This window comes from Desulfatibacillum aliphaticivorans DSM 15576 (genome assembly GCF_000429905.1).
Taxonomy (GTDB): Bacteria; Desulfobacterota; Desulfobacteria; order Desulfobacterales; family Desulfatibacillaceae; genus Desulfatibacillum; species Desulfatibacillum aliphaticivorans.
Window position 1 is genome coordinate 1 of sequence record NZ_AUCT01000033.1, and the last position, 17600, is coordinate 17600.

At 54.9% G+C, this 17600-nt stretch carries 11 protein-coding genes; 7 read left to right on the top strand and 4 right to left on the bottom strand.

Annotated features, from left to right (window positions below):
• Positions 1-71 precede the first annotated feature (71 nt).
• On the bottom strand, positions 72-1148 hold the full coding sequence (locus G491_RS0123250) for a hypothetical protein (protein ID WP_028316251.1): 1077 nt from the start codon (positions 1146-1148) through the stop codon (positions 72-74).
• Between the two features lie 496 nt (positions 1149-1644).
• Between G491_RS0123250 and G491_RS0123255 the strand changes: the two genes are divergently transcribed.
• The 6 genes from G491_RS0123255 (at position 1645) to G491_RS0123280 (ending at position 9890) form a co-directional block, all read left to right on the top strand.
• Positions 1645-3018, top strand: a complete 1374-nt coding sequence (locus G491_RS0123255; protein ID WP_169829508.1) for an ankyrin repeat domain-containing protein — start codon at positions 1645-1647, stop codon at positions 3016-3018.
• 364 nt (positions 3019-3382) lie between these two features.
• The gene (locus G491_RS0123260) at positions 3383-4783 is read left to right on the top strand and encodes an ankyrin repeat domain-containing protein (protein ID WP_169829509.1); all 1401 of its coding nucleotides are present in this window, start codon (positions 3383-3385) and stop codon (positions 4781-4783) included.
• Between the two features lie 273 nt (positions 4784-5056).
• Complete coding sequence (locus G491_RS0123265) at positions 5057-6763, top strand: acyl-CoA dehydrogenase family protein (RefSeq protein ID WP_028316254.1); 1707 nt, start codon at positions 5057-5059, stop codon at positions 6761-6763.
• Positions 6764-6835: 72 nt separating this feature from the next.
• Complete coding sequence (locus tag G491_RS0123270) at positions 6836-7996, top strand: P-loop NTPase family protein (RefSeq protein ID WP_028316255.1); 1161 nt, start codon at positions 6836-6838, stop codon at positions 7994-7996.
• The gene (locus tag G491_RS0123275; RefSeq protein ID WP_028316256.1) at positions 7993-9363 is read left to right on the top strand and encodes a vWA domain-containing protein; all 1371 of its coding nucleotides are present in this window, start codon (positions 7993-7995) and stop codon (positions 9361-9363) included. Before G491_RS0123270 ends, G491_RS0123275 begins: the two co-directional genes overlap by 4 nt.
• Positions 9360-9890, top strand: a complete 531-nt coding sequence (locus G491_RS0123280) for a hypothetical protein (protein WP_028316257.1) — start codon at positions 9360-9362, stop codon at positions 9888-9890. The genes G491_RS0123275 and G491_RS0123280 overlap by 4 nt, the downstream gene beginning before the upstream one ends.
• Here G491_RS0123280 and G491_RS0123285 read toward each other — a convergent pair.
• Entirely contained in the window at positions 9887-12121 is a 2235-nt protein-coding gene (locus G491_RS0123285; protein ID WP_028316258.1) for a hypothetical protein, read from the bottom strand. The two genes, G491_RS0123280 and G491_RS0123285, sit on opposite strands and share 4 nt — an antisense overlap.
• Positions 12122-12702: 581 nt before the next feature.
• On the opposite strand from G491_RS0123285, the gene G491_RS32175 reads away from it, so the two are divergent.
• Entirely contained in the window at positions 12703-15360 is a 2658-nt protein-coding gene (locus G491_RS32175) for an aldehyde dehydrogenase family protein (RefSeq protein WP_035219935.1), read from the top strand.
• A gap of 214 nt (positions 15361-15574) precedes the next feature.
• Here the strand turns inward: G491_RS32175 and G491_RS0123295 are convergent, their stop codons facing one another.
• Together G491_RS0123295 and G491_RS0123300 are read right to left on the bottom strand one after the other, a co-directional pair.
• Positions 15575-16051 carry a DUF3842 family protein gene (locus G491_RS0123295; RefSeq protein WP_028316259.1) on the bottom strand — a complete coding sequence of 159 codons (477 nt, stop codon included), beginning with the start codon at positions 16049-16051 and terminating at the stop codon, positions 15575-15577.
• 586 nt (positions 16052-16637) lie between these two features.
• On the bottom strand, positions 16638-17600 hold the full coding sequence (locus tag G491_RS0123300) for a hypothetical protein (protein ID WP_028316260.1): 963 nt from the start codon (positions 17598-17600) through the stop codon (positions 16638-16640).

Below are 17600 nucleotides of genomic sequence, written 5' to 3' on the forward strand. Positions count from 1 at the left end.
AGACTCGTCCAAATTATCTCCGACTTCCTGAAAAACCAACCCACAGACCTTGCATGGATCAGTAACCCGGGCTAACTACCCCCTGAAGGCTTACGAAAAAGCATCACAGTCGCCCCTAAAAGGCTGAGAATTCCCAATAGGCCGAATTTGGTTGAATAGCCTTTATATTTTGCCAGGTTGTAGCAAGCCCCAAGAAAATAGGGAGCCGGGAGCAAATATATCCAGGAGATGGCAAAGGCTCTTTCGCGCCCAAAGAACGAATGGATGAGGAACAAGATGGAAAAGAAAATTACGCCCCTTCTGAAGCGAACCATGCCCTCCTGACGTAATTCCTCTTTATCGTCTACACCCTCCCCAAAGGTGGATTTATCCTTTTTGGGTTTGGCAACCTCCGGGGCTATGTCCCAGGCGCCCACGTCTTCTATGGCCTGGGGCTTCTGTTCTTCAAAACAATCCGGACAGTTTTCCCCCGCCTCCAAAACCTTGCCGCACATGGGGCACTTGACGGTTTCGATCACCTCCACCAGGGCGCCGGCGCGTTCAAATCGCTCCCGCAGTTCCTCGGCCTTTATCCCGTTTAACTGCCCCTGGTGATAATCGTCCCCACCGGCAAAAGGCGCGTTTACTTTAAAGATGTCGGCCTTAAACTCGTTGGCCAGGTTGCTTTTTACCGCGTCCTCGTCAAACCCCGGCTGAATTCGGCCTTTAAAGACCAGTTTATAGGTAGAGAACTGGTTCAGCTTTTTCGTGGAAAAAGTCGGTGCGGGCCCGTCTCCCTTGGTTCGCCCATTGTCTGCAGCCGCCTTGGATGGAGGTTCGTCGACCGGTTCCGGGCCGGACTCGAACTCCATTTTCAGGTTCATGCATTTTTCGCACTGGCTGTTCGTCTTCTGAATATGGCCGCAATCCGGGCACTTGAAAGTCTTTACCACCTGGATCTGCGCCCCCGCTTTGTCAAAAACCGCTTTGAACTTTCTGGCCTGGTCCAAAGACAGGTTTTTCCGGATGTACGGGGCGCCTCCGTTCATGGAAGCCAGAACCTTGGGCGCTTGTTGCTTGAAAACGGCCGTCAGGACCTTTTGGGCGGTTTCAGGATTTTTGCCGCTTACGATTTTACCCTTGAAAATGATGTTATATTGAGGATCCATGAATGATATATCGTCTCCGGGTTAATACTGGCTTCCATCTTTAGAGCTGTCTTATCACCTGTAATAACAATGCGTTGCACTGGCGCCCTGAGCAGGCCTTTGCGTGGAATAACCTTGTCCTTAGCAGGATTATTGAGGAAAATCAATTCTGAATCCTGGTATAATACCCATATTCCATAACTCTGATCGCTGGTATTATTCAGGACTTTTTACTTGAGGTAAGGAAAAACACGTGCTAATGCCAAGGCATTGCCACTCAATAGCGCGGTTGGTCCCGTCAGAGATCTTCCCCGTTCGAAATCAATAATCCGGAACCTCATCTATGGATGGAATAGTGAAAATCTTAAAAGGTTCAGCATCGATTTTTCTGTGCATCTGCCTCTTTGCGCCCGCCCTATGGGCCGATGTTATTGTATTTAAAAGCGGCAAGGAAATTCAGGTCAAAAAGGTGTGGGAGGAGGGGGAGACATACAACTGCTACCGATACGGCAAGTTGGTGAAATATCCCAAGGTCACCATAGAGAGGATAGAGAAAACGGACAAGAAAAATCCTCTACCCGCATTTGCAGAGCCTGTAACAAATGTTCCCAGATGGAAATGCCTTGCCAATGAGCCGCTCAAATATCCTGAGCCCTTTAAGGTGAGAACCAATTACACCAAGCCAGGAGTCGACAGAACCTACAAAAGTCGGGCTTTTGATCTCGCAGGGTGGGGCTATTTTGATGAATTGCTGGAGATGATAAATGAAAAACCCGAAATTGTTTATCAGACCGATAGAAACGGAAAAAACTTGCTGATGGAAAGCGTTCGGGACGCGAAACAGATTCAATACTTTCTTGATAAAGGTTTGGATATAAATGCAGGCAACGATTATGGAATGACGGCTATAATGTTCGCCGTGCAGGGTCAAAAATGTCATGATGAAATTTCTGTCCTGGTGCGCAAGGGCGCAAATCTGGAATTGGTGAACGATCCCGCCAGATCGATATACAATGCTGATAAGGAAGGCACTGCATTTATGCTTGCGGTGGCGGATGAAAGGTACGATAACGCCGCGCTCCTTATAAAATGCGGGACCAACATCAACGCCTATAACAGCCACGGAGATACAGCGCTTCATATCGCCTTGCGCGGCCAGGTTCCTAAATCAGAAAAAAAAGCCGAGTTTTTGCTGAAATACGCCCCTTCTTTGAACTCTCAAAATAAATGGGGGCATACTCCCATAGAGAGCGCCGTGGAATTCGGCCGAAGAAAACAAGTTGGGAAGATTTTGGAAAAAGCCGGGATCCCAATGCCTTCCGTCCCCGTGATGTTCGGAGACGTCAGGACCGCTATTCGCGTTACCGCGCGAGAGGAATATCAAAGAAGACACAAAACATCATCCTTTCCACGCTTGGCTTTTGCTCATGGCAATATCGGGATGGGCTCCTATAGTGCAAACGCCATAGACATTTTGCTGAGGCAAAATCCGGACCTTGCCAAACAAAAAGACAGGTTTGGCCGCACCTTGCTGCACTGGGCGGGGGAATATTGCAACGTGGACGCCTTTGACTATTTAATGGAGTACGGAATTCCCATTAACGTTCAGGACAACGAAGGAAATACGGCGCTCCATTTGTGGGCGGAACATAACGACGCCGTCGCCGCGCTCTTGGCAAAAGGGGCCGACGCTACAATAAAAAATAATATGGGGCGCATTCCGCTGCATTTTGTCGGGCTCAAATACACCCATTCTTCGGACATTAACGCCTTAATTAAAATGCATATAAAGGCGGGAGGCAGCTTGAATGCCAGGGATATTAACGGACAGACTCCCGCGCAAGTTTCAGAAAATAGAACATTCCGGGAAATTGCCGCCTCTTTTCAATAGAGGGTGGAAGGAGATATTATTCATGAAGCGCCTCGGAACCCTATATATTGTCATCATACTTCTTATAGCATGTCTGCCGGCCTCCACTCAGGCTGATACGGTTGTTCTTAAAAACGGCAAGCGCATTGACGTGGAGCAAGCCTGGGAAGATGGTTCGTTCATTAAGTGCATTCGCTTTGGAGGCGAGATTTCCTATCCCAAATCCAAGGTGGAGCGCATCGAAACCTCCCAGGGCGCCGCGCCCGCCAGTGCTGCGGGTTCTTCCCGTGCAAACGCAAATTCCGCCTCTTCAGCAACATCCAGTATGTCCGCTTCTCAAAAAAGCAGGGGCGCGGCGCAAACCGCCTTTGCCCCGGAAAAAATTTTGCCGGTTAATCCTCAAGGCGGCGGAGCTAAAACAGCGGGGGGCGCGCAAGATGATCGTTTCCTCACCGAGGAAGAAAAACTGGATCTGGCAATCCAAAAAATGCATGAAGAAAAGCGAAGCGTCGCTTGCCGGGGATTCAAGGAATTTAAAAAACTTGATGTTTTTATCCGGCGTACCGCCCCTGACGCCATTCGTACAAAGGTTGAAAAGTTTGAATCCGGCGTTTTTAAGGCCGCTTATGACGGGGATCTGGAGCAGGTAAAGAGCATGTACCGGGCGGACCCCAACGTCATCCGCCAAGTGAATTCCTTTGGAGAAACCCCATTGCATATCGCTGCAACCATGTGCCACCTGGATGTGGCGAAGTTTTTGGTGGAAAATGGCGCCGACGTCAACGCAGGCTCAGACTGGGGCTATACTCCAATTATGGGTCCCACGGTTATGCCATATCACATGGAAAAAAAGAATAGACGTGGCGACCCCCCATTTCAGGGAGATTGGAAGAGCATGATCGACTATCTCCTTTCCAAGGGGGCGGATATTAATGCCGTCAAGCATGAATACGATCCATGCGAGTGCCAATATTGCCCGGAATGCCGTCCCCCAAGACATTCCATATTAGGAAGAACCTCTCATGGCACCCCCCTGATGATGACATATATGGAGGAAACAGAGGATTATCTAGTCGCAAAAGGAGCTGACGTAAATATTCAAAACCGTGACGGCAATACTAAGTTTCATAACGTTTGCACTTCCGGTATGCTCCACGACCCGAAAAAATGCGCAGCAAGGCTGAACTTCTGGTTCAAGCAGGGCGTAGACGAGAGCATAAAAAATAAATGGGGGGAAACCCCATACATGTGGGCTGCCCGGTACAAGGCGCGGGTTAAATTGGAAAACGCCTTTAAAGAGATGGGACGCCCTATACCTTACATCCCCACCCATTTTGAAGAAGTTTTGGCCGAAATTTACAGGACGAGAAATAATCCGGGCGCTTCATCGCATAATAAGAGGCCGGGAAGTTTAACGAAAATTAAAGAGCTTGTTGCCCGCTCCCCTGAAGTTGTTCATGCTTCAGATAATAAGCGCAGGACCCTTCTGCATATCGCTGCTGTAGAAGAACATCCAGGAGCGGCAGAGTGCTTTCTCATAAATGGCGCCGATCCCAATGCTCTGGATGCATGGGGTGAAACGCCGTTGTTCGATGCCGAAACCGGGGAAATAGCCCAAATACTATTGGACTACGGCGCGGACCCCAATCTTAAGGATTGTACGGGAAAAACCGCGCTTCAGGAAAACGGGTCTGTTGTTATGGAAATTGAAACCTGGCGAAAGGGGCTTCCCGCACTGGAAGCCAGGCTGGCCCAAAAGGCCAAGGAGCGCGGACCTGCTGAGTAGCGCAACGAGGTTTTGGCCCTAAGCGCAAATCGCCGTAAAGCCCTTCCATTTTTATTGTCTTGAACCGCCCAAAGACATCCTGATAGCCCAGGAAGCCTTTGGGCGTTTTGTTTTCCTCAAGCGGTCAGAAAAAAAGTCGTCTCCCCCGTTTTTTTTTGCTATAACAGCGTATGAAATACACACTTGTCTAAAAACCGACGAATCTGCAATATTATTTTGTTCAGTCTTTATCCAGACGCGACCTTTTTTTAAAACGACCTAAAGGAGTTAATAATGCTGCTTCTCAATCCCAAAAATTACCAGGACCGGAACTATCCCGACGAACGGTCCAAGGAAATCATGCTCAAGACCATCGAATTTTTCGAGAACAAGGGCTTGGCCAAAATGAAGGAAGACTATTACGCCGCCGAGTTTACGGACGACTTCACCGAGTTCATCAAAAAGGAAGGGATCTTCGAAACCCTGTTCCTGCCCAAGGGATACGGCAGCGAAGAGCAATACTACAGCACCTATCGCATGTACGAGTTTTCTGAAATTACGGGATTTTACGGCATGCCCTACTGGTACACCTACCACGTTTCCACCCTGGGCTTGGACCCGGTCTTTTTGGGCGATAATGAGGAGTTGAAGCACCGCGCCGTGGAAACCCTGCGCCAGAACCCCTTGTGCGCCTTCGGCCTGTCCGAAAAGGAGCACGGCGCCGACATCTACTCCTCCGAGATGAAGCTCTATCCCCAGGAAGATGGAACCTACCTGGCCCGGGGCAGCAAATACTATATCGGCAACGGCAACAAGGCTTCCACAATCACGGTTTTCGGCAAGATTGCCGACACCGATGAATACGTGTTCTTTGTGGCGGATTCCCAGCACGAAAAATTCGAGCTGGTCAAGAACGTCATTCACGCCCAGAACTACGTGTCCGAGTTCATCCTCCACGACTATCCGGTGACCGACGCTGACATCACCACTCGCGGCCCCAAGGCCTGGGACGACATGCTGAACACCATCAACATCTGCAAATTCAACATCGGCTCCGGCGCAACGGGCATTGTCACCCATTCCTTTTACGAAGCCCTGAATCACGCCGCACACAGAAACGTGTACGGCAAGTTCGTGACCGACTTCCCCCATGTCAAACGCCTGTTCCTGGATTCCTTCTGCCGTTTGGCGGGCATGAAGCTCTTCGGCCTGCGCGCCACGGATTACATGCGCGCCGCCTCCAAGGAAGACAAGCGCTACATGCTGTACAACCCCATCATGAAAATGAAGGTGGCCATCCAGGGCGAAGAAGTCCACGAAATGCTGTGGGACATCATCGCCGCCAAGGGCTTTGAAAAGGACAACTATTTCTCCCAGGCCGTGGTGGACCTCCGGGGCTTCCCCAAGCTGGAAGGCACCCGTCACGTGAACATGGCGCTCATCGCCAAGCTCCTGCCCAATTACTTCTTCAACCCCAAGGAACACCCGGAAATAGGCAGGATCACGGACGCCCGCAACGACGACCACATGTTCGACCAGGGCCCCACCCGCGGTTACGGAAAAATCCAGTTCCACGACTACAACATCGCCTACAACAGCGTGGACCTGCCCAACGTCAACATCTTCAAAAAGCAGATCCAGGCCTTTGTGGAATGGCTCATGCTCTCCGGTATGGATCTGGGCAAGCAAATGCTCAACGATTTTGACTTTCTGCTGGCCGTCGGCGAAATCTTTACCATTGTGGCTTACGGACAGCTCATTATCGAAAGCGCCAAGATCGAAAACCTGGACGACGACCTGCTGGACGAAATCTTTGACGTGTTCGTGCGGGACTTCTCCAGGTACGCCCTGGCCGTCAACGGCAAGCCCACGGCAACGCCCGAGCAAAAGGAAGCCATCCTCAAGTGCATCCAAAGCCCGGTGGTGGATGACGACAAGTTCAACCGCGTCCTGGAGAAGCACGTATATTCCCTCATCGACGCATACACCATGAATCCCTGATTCATGCTTGCAGCGGAAATCCAAAAGGCGGGGGCTTCGGCCCTCGCCTTGTTCGTTTAAAGGCGAGAACCTATGCGAAAAGAGCCTGTGGCCGTCACCGTGCCCGAACTCCAGGAAATTCTGGAACGCCATCTTGCGGCCGACGCCGCTATCAATTACGCCGTGAAAATCGTAGGGCATCCGGGAATCGGCAAATCCGACCTGGTCCGTCAGACTGCGTCCAAAATGAATTTTTTGTTTATAGACACCCGGCTGGCCTTCAAGGAAAACATCGACCTGGGCGGATACCCCGTGCCCGACCATGAGTCCCGCCGCATGCTGTATTACCGCCCGGGGTTCATCCCGCCGCCGGAAGTCCCCGAGGGCAAGGACGGCATACTCTGGTTTTTGGACGAAGCCAACCGGGCCCATCCCACGGTAATCCAGACCCTGTTTCAGATCATTACCGAAAAGGTCTGCGGCGAGCACGCCCTGCCGGATAGAACCTTTGTGGTCCTGGCCGGAAACCTGGGCGAGGAGGATAACACGGCGCTTACGGAGTTTGACGACTCGGCCCTGGACGGCAGGCTGGCCGTCTTCCATCTGAGGCCCGATGCGACCAACTGGCTCAATTGGGCGGAAAAGGAGGGCATTCATCCTTCCATCATCCGCTACATAGGCGGCTTTCCGGACAAGCTCTGGGACGAGGAAAACATCCACCCAAATCCCCGGGGATGGCATCAGGTCTCCCAGGCCTTGCACCTTTCCTACGGCCTGAAAACCGGGGCGGACCTGGCCCGGCTTCTGGAGTCCGGCGCGGACGCGCCCCTGGAGAAGATGATCGTCGCCCTGGTGGGGCAGACGGCCGCCAGCGATTTTGTCTTGCAGATAACCTCCCCAAGGGAATTGACGACCCAGGAGGTCCTTGACGGCGATCACGCCAAATTGGACTTATTGGCGCAAAACCACATCAGGCAGGAGGACGCCCTGTGGGCCTTGTCCGGAGCCCTCACCGCATTGCGGGAGCAAAACATGGAAAGCGGAGATAAACCCTCCCAGGCCTTGCTGCAAAATTTGGCCAACACGCTCCAATTCCTGGCCCGGGTGCGGGCGGACATGCGGTTGTCGTTTTTCTACCTGCTCATTAAAAAATGCGCCCTGTTCACCCAGATTCCCAGCGCCCTGAAAATGCTGGACTCCAAGACTGCCGGCGCGGTTTCGGAAAAAATTCGGGATATGCTGGAGGCGCCATGACCGCCGCCCCGTCGCCCTGGGAGCCTGTCCTGAAAACGCTGTGGAGCCAAAGCCGTTTTGCGTCCTTCTTCTTCCAGGCTGTGAGCTTCGTCCCCAATGACGACTTGCCCACCCTGGCCCTCACCGCGTTTCAACGCAGGCTCACCCTGTTTTACAATACCGCCTTTGTGGAGCAAACCCGGCCGGAACATCTCATCGGGCTTTTGATCCACGAAATGCTTCATGTGATTTTCAATCACGACCACCGCTTGATTCCAGGGCGGAATCTCCACGTCCAGAACCTGGCTCAGGACATGGTCATCAATTCCTATATTGGGGAAAACAGGAAATCCTTTTTCTCCCGCACTGGGCGGCATCAAACCCCGGAACTGGAACTGCCCCCCGGCCTGCCCGTGATTCCAAAGTCATTCGGCCGGGATACGGGAAAAACCGACCTCGCCCAAGTCTCGTGGGAGGAGGTCTACGTCTGGCTTAACTCCCGTTCCGCCTTTCCGGACACAAGCCAACGGGAGGAAGATCCCGGTTTGCCCGGCATGGATCAATCCTCCTGGCAGGCCTTGGGGGATAAATCCGCTACGCCCGGATCCGTGGACGGCTTGTCCCTCATGGATCAAGGCGGCAAGCCCTTGCCCACGGGCGCCCATTTGTTCGGCGAGGCCTCGGCCAACGAACAGGCCAACGCAGGCGCCAAGCGGGTGCTCCGGTTCATCCGCCAGGGTGGGGAATGCGCAAACGAGCGGGCCTTGCAGGATCTGGCCTGCCTCATCGAGGCCCCGGCCAAAGTCAAAAGGCCCATTTGGCGGCGGGAAATCAAGACCATCCTGGACTACTCCCGCCCCCGGGAACAATGGGAATACGCCTCGTCCCGGTTCAACCGCCGCTATGTGGATGCCGGCATCTACGCCCCAGGCAGGCGATACACCCACATGCCGCTCATCACCGTGGTCGTGGACGTCTCCGGGTCCATGGCCTCCCATCCCAAGGAGATGGAGCAGGCCTTCGGGCTGGTTGAGTCTCTGGTTTCGGATTTTCGCATTAACCTGCTGTGTTTGGATCAGGACCTGTTTATTCCGCAAAAGCAGGGGGACGGCTTCAAAGCCTCCAAAAGCAAGCGGCCCTATTATTATAAAAAAGGCGACTGGCGCTACATCCGATCCGGCAGCCGGGGAACCACGCTTTTTGCGCCTCTGTTCAACGCCTATATGAGCGGCCACAAGGAGGCCCTGCTCGTGCTGACGGATGGCTTCATCTACGACCTCAAGGCCCTGAAGCCTCATCACCCGACCATTTGGGCTGTGCCTTCCGCCCAGGAAGTCCGGTTTCATCCGCCCTTCGGAAGGGTCGTGAGCATGGGAGACGCCCCATGACACAGGATCAAAATCGGGAAAAAGCCCAAGCCCTCTACGAACAGGGAGTCAAGGAAAGCGCCTTTGATTATGAAGAAGGCCTTTCGCGTCTTATTGGTCTGGCAGACCCTGAACACATCTTTCGGGCCGGAAGGGTCTGGCCCAAGTTTGATTATACTTTGGGTTTCGAGGCCTTGGCTGGGTTGAAAAGCGCCAAGTACATTTATCACGCCGGCCTGGAATGGAAATCCTTTGATCATAAGGACGGGACCCGCGTCCTATCGCTTCTGGGAGATCCCCAATACCTGTTTTACGCAGGCGCCCATTGGAAGCGATTTGATTTTGAGCAAGGCTTTGACGGCCTTTTAAAAACAGGCTCCTGCCGATATCTGTATCAGGCGGGCGTTTTGTGGAAAACCTTTGATCACGCCCGGGCATGGTCCGTGCTGGAATCCCAGGTCGCCCAAGGAGAGGAATGGCGCGCTCAGGCTTTTGAGCATCCCCGCTGGAAAAAAGCCCTTCTGCACATCTGGAACGATTTAAACTAAAAATTTAAGGTCATGAGCAAATTCATGGGTTGGTCGTCATCCGGCTCTATGACCTCCGAGTCCGGCCTTTGGGCGAAGTCGCTTCCAGCCGCCTTTCGGATCATTTTCAGCATCCGGTCGATGTGGCTGATGAATTCCTGGGCGGAAATCATTTCTCCGTAAGTTCTGGTGAAGGCGTAGATGCACACCCCTTTGGCCTCCATTTCCCGAGCCAATTCCGCCGCCCCTTCCAAAAGCCTGACAGCCCTCTTGGCGCAGCCTATGGTGCGCGTGGGGTAGAGATCCCACCAGACGGCCGCTGTGCAAAAATAAGTGGTGGGGCGGTACGCCTGGAGCGAAATGGAGTCATCGTGCATTCGGGTGTTCATATCAAAGATGGCGCCTATCATTTCATTTTCAGGAATCTGCGGCAGGTCCTCTCGCAAATAGCCCAATTGCCATTGCACCTCATGGATGGATTTGCGCACGGCCTGGGGCGCGCAGTCCAGGGGTTTTTCAGGCGTGGTAAACAGGCTGTCGTCATGTTTCAATACGTTCCTGATCACCTTGACGGAGTTCAAAAGGTAGACCGCCCGGATTCCCGTGGGCGATATGGTCACGCCCTTCCAGAATACGGACTCCGCCTTGTCCAGGGCTGCGTATATCTTCCGTTTAAAATGCTCGGTGTTGTATTCCCCCTCTATGGCTCCCCGGCCCGCCCGCAAACGACGCAGGGTCAGCATGGCCTGGGCCAGGAAGATCACCGCCTGCTCGCAGTAAAAATCCTCGGTCAGGTACTGGCAGTTTTGTTTGATGAACCCCGCCTCCAGATAGGCCTGCTCAAACATGCCTTCCGCAATGGAATGGGACGGAGCCTCCACGGCCAGGTTTCTAAAAAGGATCATGCGCAGGGTCCTGGCGTTCAAGTGGGTGGGATCCAGGCTCAAGATGATTCGCAGGATTTCGTTGGCGTCCCAAAAGCGGCGGCGGTAATACAATGTTTTGGCGATTTCCAGGCCCAAGAGGGAGTTGTGGGGATATCTCAGAAAAGTGGTTAGGGCGTTGGGTTGGTCCTTGGCGTCCCGATCTCCGGTCTGCAAGATAGAGGGATACAGGGTCGCCGTGAACAAAGCCGCGGACTCCGAATCGGCGCCCAGAGCCTTGTCCACCAATAGGTCCGGGACAAAGTCGAAATACAAGGTGCTCCACACGCCCATGACCCACCAAATGGTCAGGGTTTCGTTGTTGAACAGAGTGACCTCCGTGGGCGCGGGAAAAAGCAGGGCCCGAATGTCGTTAATCAGGGCGCATTGCCTGGCGAAGTCGGTCAGGCGTATGGCCGGGTCTCCGGGCAGCTTGGCGCTCAGGATAGGCAGCAGATAGTTGTCCAGCCCGTCAAAGGCGCCAGCGGAAATGCCGATGGATAAAAAACGGTTCTGGGTGTAATGCCTGGACAAAGCCCACCGGATGGCCATCTGGTGGGCCAGGGAAAGGGCGCTCCGCAGGCACTGGCGGTAGGCCGAAGGATTGCTGGCCGCCTCCTCCTTGGGGAAGTCCACATACAAGGTGGTGATGTCGTGGGAGCGCACCTTGCCCCAGCGGCCGTAAGCGAACCGGCCGATGGACTGCTGGATGTACCCCTTGAGCTCGTTTTTGAGCCACCCCACGATTTCATGGTCGATCACGTCGCCCCGGCTGTATAAGGCGAATCCGATCCGCACCCCTTCCTTATGCTCCGCCTGGGTCATGCCTCCCCGGCACAACTCCGCAAGGGTCTCGTAATTCCAATGGGCGCCCAATCGCCCCCGCTCATGCCCCAGCCAGAACGCCAGACTCCTCAATACATTCTGCTTGTGCAAGGTGTCCGCCTTTTCCTTCTTCAAGCGAGACAGCATGGAGTTGCTCACCCTGGGCAAATCCAGTTCGTACTGGTCCAGAAGGGCTTTCATGCGTTCGGTCAGGGCGCGGACCGACAGGTTTAATTCCAGCAGGGTTTCCTTTTGATCGAAAAAATCCGAAAAATTCATGGGTGTGGGCGGCTTCAGGTCTTCCCGCTGCAAGGCGTTTTCCTGGATGAACCGCTCAAGGGCCTGAGCCTCTCCGGTTGGTATGATGTCGTTATTTTCCGCGAACAAAATCAAGGACTTCAGGGCCTTGGCGTTCTCGCTGTTTTGGGCGAACGCCAAGAAATTTTCATGCGTTGGAAATGCAGCCAGCAGGGCGGAAATCCTGCGGTTATTTTTGGAATCCATGGGTTTCTCCTGGGTTTTGCCTGTCATGACTTTTTAGGGCGGGAGCCTTTGCCTTTGAAACAGCCTTGCTTGATTTAAAACAGCACGGAAAACATTGCAATGTTTTAATGTAAAACGATAGTTTTTGTAAAACAAACCATTTGTTTGACAGGAGACGGGAGCTCGTCTAATCTCTTATCATTCCTAACGCCGGGAGGCCTATGTCAAGCGCCGCTCGCCCCCCGGCAGCTCATGTTCCAATGCAAATTCCACGGTTTGAGCAGGATTATCCGGATCTAAATAGACCATTGCAGCAGCAGAAGCCCCTTTTCCGCCTCTATGCAGGGCCTTTTTACGCCCTGCGCCGCCCGGATGGAATAATGGCTTTGTAATAGGATGGTTAGCCTTGATTGAGGCGGCTTCCGCCGTTTTTAGCCGCATTCTTCAAACTGTGACAGCGGAAGCAGATACTGTTTTAGGACATTGTTGTAACTCAGCTCCAAAACCTGAATGGAACGACCTGTTTGCAACGCAGATGCTGAAATAATTCTGTCAGCCCTTTCATTTTCGCAACCCAAAACCACATCAACAGGAGAGCAACTATGGATCAATACAAACTCTTTATTAACGGCGAATTCGTGGACGCAGCCAGCGGCCAGACCTTTGAATCCATCGACCCCGGCACGGGCGTTCCCATCGCCCAGGTTGCCATGGCAGGAGAAGCGGATGCGGAAGCCGCCATTATGGCGGCGCGGCGCGCTTTTGACAGCGGGGTCTGGAGCAATCTCTCCCCCGAAGCCAGGGCCCAAAAGCTGAACGCCTTCGCCGATCAGGTCACCCAGCAGACCTTGCGCATGGCCATCACCGAGTCCATGGACTCCGGCCAGATCATCGGCCTCGCCAAATATTGGGGCATGCTGGGCTCTCAGTTGATTCGCAATTTCGCCCATTATGCGGCCACAAAGTTTCCCTGGGTGGAAGACATCCCCTACGCCGGCAACGTGTTTGCGCCGGGGCGCGACTATATTCGCCGCGAGCCCATCGGCGTCTGCGTGGGCATCATCCCCTGGAACTTTCCCATGAGCATGGCTTTCTGGAAAATCGGCCAGGCCATCGCCATGGGCAACACCGTGGTGTTGAAGCCCGCCACCTCCACGCCTTTGGGCGCGCTCATCATCGCCGAATGCGCCAAGGCGGCCGGCATTCCCCCCGGAGTGGTCAACGTCATCGCAGGCCCCGGCGGGGAGTTGGGCAATGTCCTGTGCACCCATAAAGAGGTGGACAAAATCGCTTTTACGGGGAGCACGGCCGTTGGCAGCCAGATCATGAAAATGGCCTCCGACACCGTCAAGAAAGTCACCCTGGAACTGGGCGGCAAGTCCGCCAACATCATCTGCGACGACGCGGACATGGACATGGCCGTGGAAGGCGCCCTGTTCGGCACCTTCTTCCATCAAGGCCAGGTTTGCGAGTCCGGCACCAGGGTGCTGGTCTCCTCCAAGATCTATGACGAGTTCCTGAGCCGCATGAAAGCCCGAGCCGAGCAATTGCGCGTGGGCTATCAGCTGGACCCCGCCTCCCAGCAGGGCCCCCTGGCCAACACCGCCCAACTGGCCACCGTGGAGCGCTACGTCCAATTGGGCCGCGAGGAAGGCGCCGAGGTCGTCACGGGCGGCGAGCGCGCCGTCGTGGAAGGCCTGGATGGCGGCAATTACTACAAGCCCACCATTTTCGCCGCTAAAAACTCCATGCGCATCGCCCGGGAGGAAATTTTCGGCCCCGTGGTCTGCGTCATCAAATACGATTCCGAAGACGAAGCCGTGGCCATCGCCAACGATTCCGACTACGGCCTGGCCGGCGGCGTGTTCTCCCAAAGCACGGCCAAGGCGGAAAGAATCGCCGGGCAGATTCGCACCGGCACCATGTGGATCAACAACTACCACGCCTTCGGCGATTTCTGCCCCTTCGGCGGATACAAACAATCCGGCGTGGGCCGCGAACTGGGCCACGCAGGCCTGGCGGAATACACCCAGATCAAGCGCGTGCATGTCTCCGCCAGCTCGGATTACAAGAGCAATTTCACCATGAAGCTCTTTTCCGACGATCCCAAAATCCCCTTTGTCCAGTACATCACCCCCACTTTGGTGATCGCCGGACACGGCAGCCTGGGCTCCATCAGCAAGGAAGTGGTGCGTTTGGGCGCTCACAAGGCCTTGATCCTGAGCGACGCGGGAGTCAAAGGCGCAGGCCTGGTGAAATACGTGGAGGACGCCTTGGGCGATTTCTACGCGGGCGTCTTTGACGACATCGCCCAGGACTCCGATCTGGACACCGTGGACAGGGCCGTGGCCATGGCCCGGGAAAAAGGCGCGGACCTGATTGTCAGCGTGGGCGGCGGCAGCGTCATCGATACGGCCAAAGCCGTATGCGTCACCCTGAAAAACGGCGGCAAGGCCGACGATCACATCGCCCTCATGCGCCTGACCGAACCCCAGATTCCCCACATCTGCATCCCCACAACCTCGGGGACGGGCAGCGAAGTCACCGCGGCCGCGGTCATCAAAAGCCACACCGCAGGCCGTAAGGTGTATATCATCGATAACTTCATCGTGCCCAACACAGCGATTCTGGACCCCATCTTCACCCTGTCCCTGCCGCCCAGCCTTACCGCCTCCACGGCCATGGACGCCATGACCCACGCCGTGGAAGCCTTGACCAGCACCATGTCCAATTCCATCTGCGACGGCCACGCGCTCCAGGCCATCCGCCTGATTGCAGCCAACCTGCCCAGGGCCATCGCCAACGGTCAGGATGAGGAGGCCCGCCTGAACCTGCAGATCGGCGCCACCACCGCCGGTTGGGCCTTCTCCATCGCCCAGGTCGGGCTTGCCCATTCCATGGCCCATACCGTGGGCATGCTCTGCAACGTGCCCCACGGCGCGGCCTGCGGCATCGTGCTGCCTGCGGTCATGCGCTACAACGTGGATCACGCCACGGAAAAGCTGGCCCTGGCGGCCCAGGCCATGGGCGTGAGCATCGGCGGCATGAGCAGGCGGGACGCCGCCCTGGCAGCCGCGGACGCCGTGGAAAAGCTCATGGAATCCTCCGGGCATCCCCTGCGCTTAAGCCAGGTGGGCGTGACCGAAGACGCCCTGGCCCTGGCTCCGTTCCACGCCATCGCCGACTCCCCGACCCTGTTCAACGCCCGGCCGGTCTCCGACCCCAACGACATCGCCGAACTTTACAAACAGGTGTTTTAAAACCCTTAATATTGTTTTAGCCTGAAAAAAACGCCCCCACGGAATCTTCCATGGGGGCGTCTTTCATCGTCAGGAATTGAACGCCATACACGCCGCCATTCCCGACAGGGACATTCGAGATGACAACTCTGACGACGCTCTTGCGCGAAGCGCCATTTTGAAGTTTTTGATCAAACTTTTTACAAAAAGTTTGCCGCCGGAGGCAGTTTTTCGATTAGGCTCTTTTCCGCTCCGGGATGTATTCCCGCAGGACCTTGCGGGCGTTTTCTTCCGGGCGTAAAACCTCCCGCATTTTTCCGGCCACGGCCATTTGCACCAGGTGGGGCAGGGGCTCATTCACCACGCCCACAATCTCCACGTTTTCCTGGGTTAATGGCAGCAGAACCTTTAACGCCGGACTATCCATGACCGCCTCGGCCAATCGGGACGTCACCTCCCCCAGCATGGCGTTGGCCCAGGTGATGGAAACCGGCGCCACAATGCAATCCGCCTTCATGACCGTGCGGCATACGGCGTCGTCGCCCGAAGCTCCCTTGTGGGCGCCGGCCCGCAGCATCTGGGAAGTCGCAATGGCGTTGGTGCCCAGGGCGATAATCTCTGTTTCGTTTTCAAAGGCGGTTTTGATGTATTTGATCAACGTTGCGCCGATGTTGCCGCCTTGGCCGTCTATCACGCAAATAACTTTTTTCATAGGATAAAGCCTTTCCAAAAATGTTCTGAAAAGAAGCATTCATGCCAGGCTTCATGCCGTGGTTCGGGATGCTGCATTTTAAGAAAACGAGGTTACGCCTGGGCCCCTTGCGTCAGACCTTCATGACCTGATTTTGGAGGATTGGGCGTATGATTTATACAGTTGCCGCTCTATTGCGCGGCTTTTAATGCCAAGGCGCCATCATTGGAGTCGTGACTATTCCCCTTTTCAGGCTTTCATGATTTACTTCGTCAAAATTTCAGGACGCTGGGTCCCCGTTTCCGGGGGTGCGTCATGATGATTGCAAAACAACCGCAATCATCCCGCCGCTCCCCTCCACGGGGATGACGGAGGCCTGAGGCTTTTAGCGCCAAAAGGTCTTGGAGACCCATTCGCTTCCCCATGAAGGAACTGCAAGCGTCCCTCGGGCTTTCATTCACCAGGAAAAACCGTCATCCCGGCTTGCGGGGCGGTCTGCTTTTAAGACCGCCCCGCAAGCCGGGACCCAGCGTCATTACGGACTTGCCTTGGGGTCCTTGACGCTGTTTGGCATAACACAAGTCCTTCCGGGTGTTCCCCGCGGCTGTCACCAAAACAGGAGTATGCCGGCTAATACGATCGCCCTGGAAACCAGGGAGAGCGTGGTGGTAATGGCCAATACCTGCAATCCGTGCTTGAACCCCAGGATGGACACATAGCGCGGCATGGTTCCGCGCAGCCTTGTGACAGGTACCATCAAAAAACCTCCCGCCAGCAAAGCCACAATGGCCTGATATTCCGTCACCGCGGCGTTGTTCAGCAGGGCGGACATGGACGTAACCCCCACAATGGGGCTGAATATGTATACGCTCACAGGCGCCACAATGGCCGACGGAAAACCCACGCTGTCCACAATGGGGCCGATAAGCCGATCCAGAAACTCGATGGCCCCGGATTCCATCAATATTTGCACCGCAAAGGTGACCGCGATAATGATTACGGCCATTTTGCCGAACAGTTTGGCCCGGGCGTCCCAGGCGTTTTTTAACAAGACCCCGACTTTGCGGCGGCCTTTCGGCGCGCTGTCCTCCGGCGGTTTGACCGCATCCGAGTTTTCCCTCTTGGCGTCGAACGCCGCCCTGCCTGCTATAATCACGTATCCCAGTTTCAACAGGCCGGACAGCCAAAAAACCGCCACATAAACCAGGCACAAGCGCATGCCCAATAAAGGGAGAATGACCGGCAGTTGATAGGTCAGGGTCTCCTTAAAATGCACGGGAACCGTGTTGAACACGGCGCCAAGGACCAGTTCCCTTCCTTTGATCAGGCCGTCCTGGTGAAATTGGGCCAGCATGGTATTGGCCGCGATCAAAGACCCGATGGACGCAAAAAAGGTCACTACAGTCAAAGGCGGCAGCCGGGCGGCCTTGGCCAGGGGCTTGCCCAGGGGCTCGATTTTCTTCGCCGCCCCCAATTGCATGAGCACTTCAAAGCCGAACAGGCTTATGAACATCACGGGCAACACTCTGCCGCAAAGAACGGCGGTCTGCTCTTCGACTGCCAACAACAT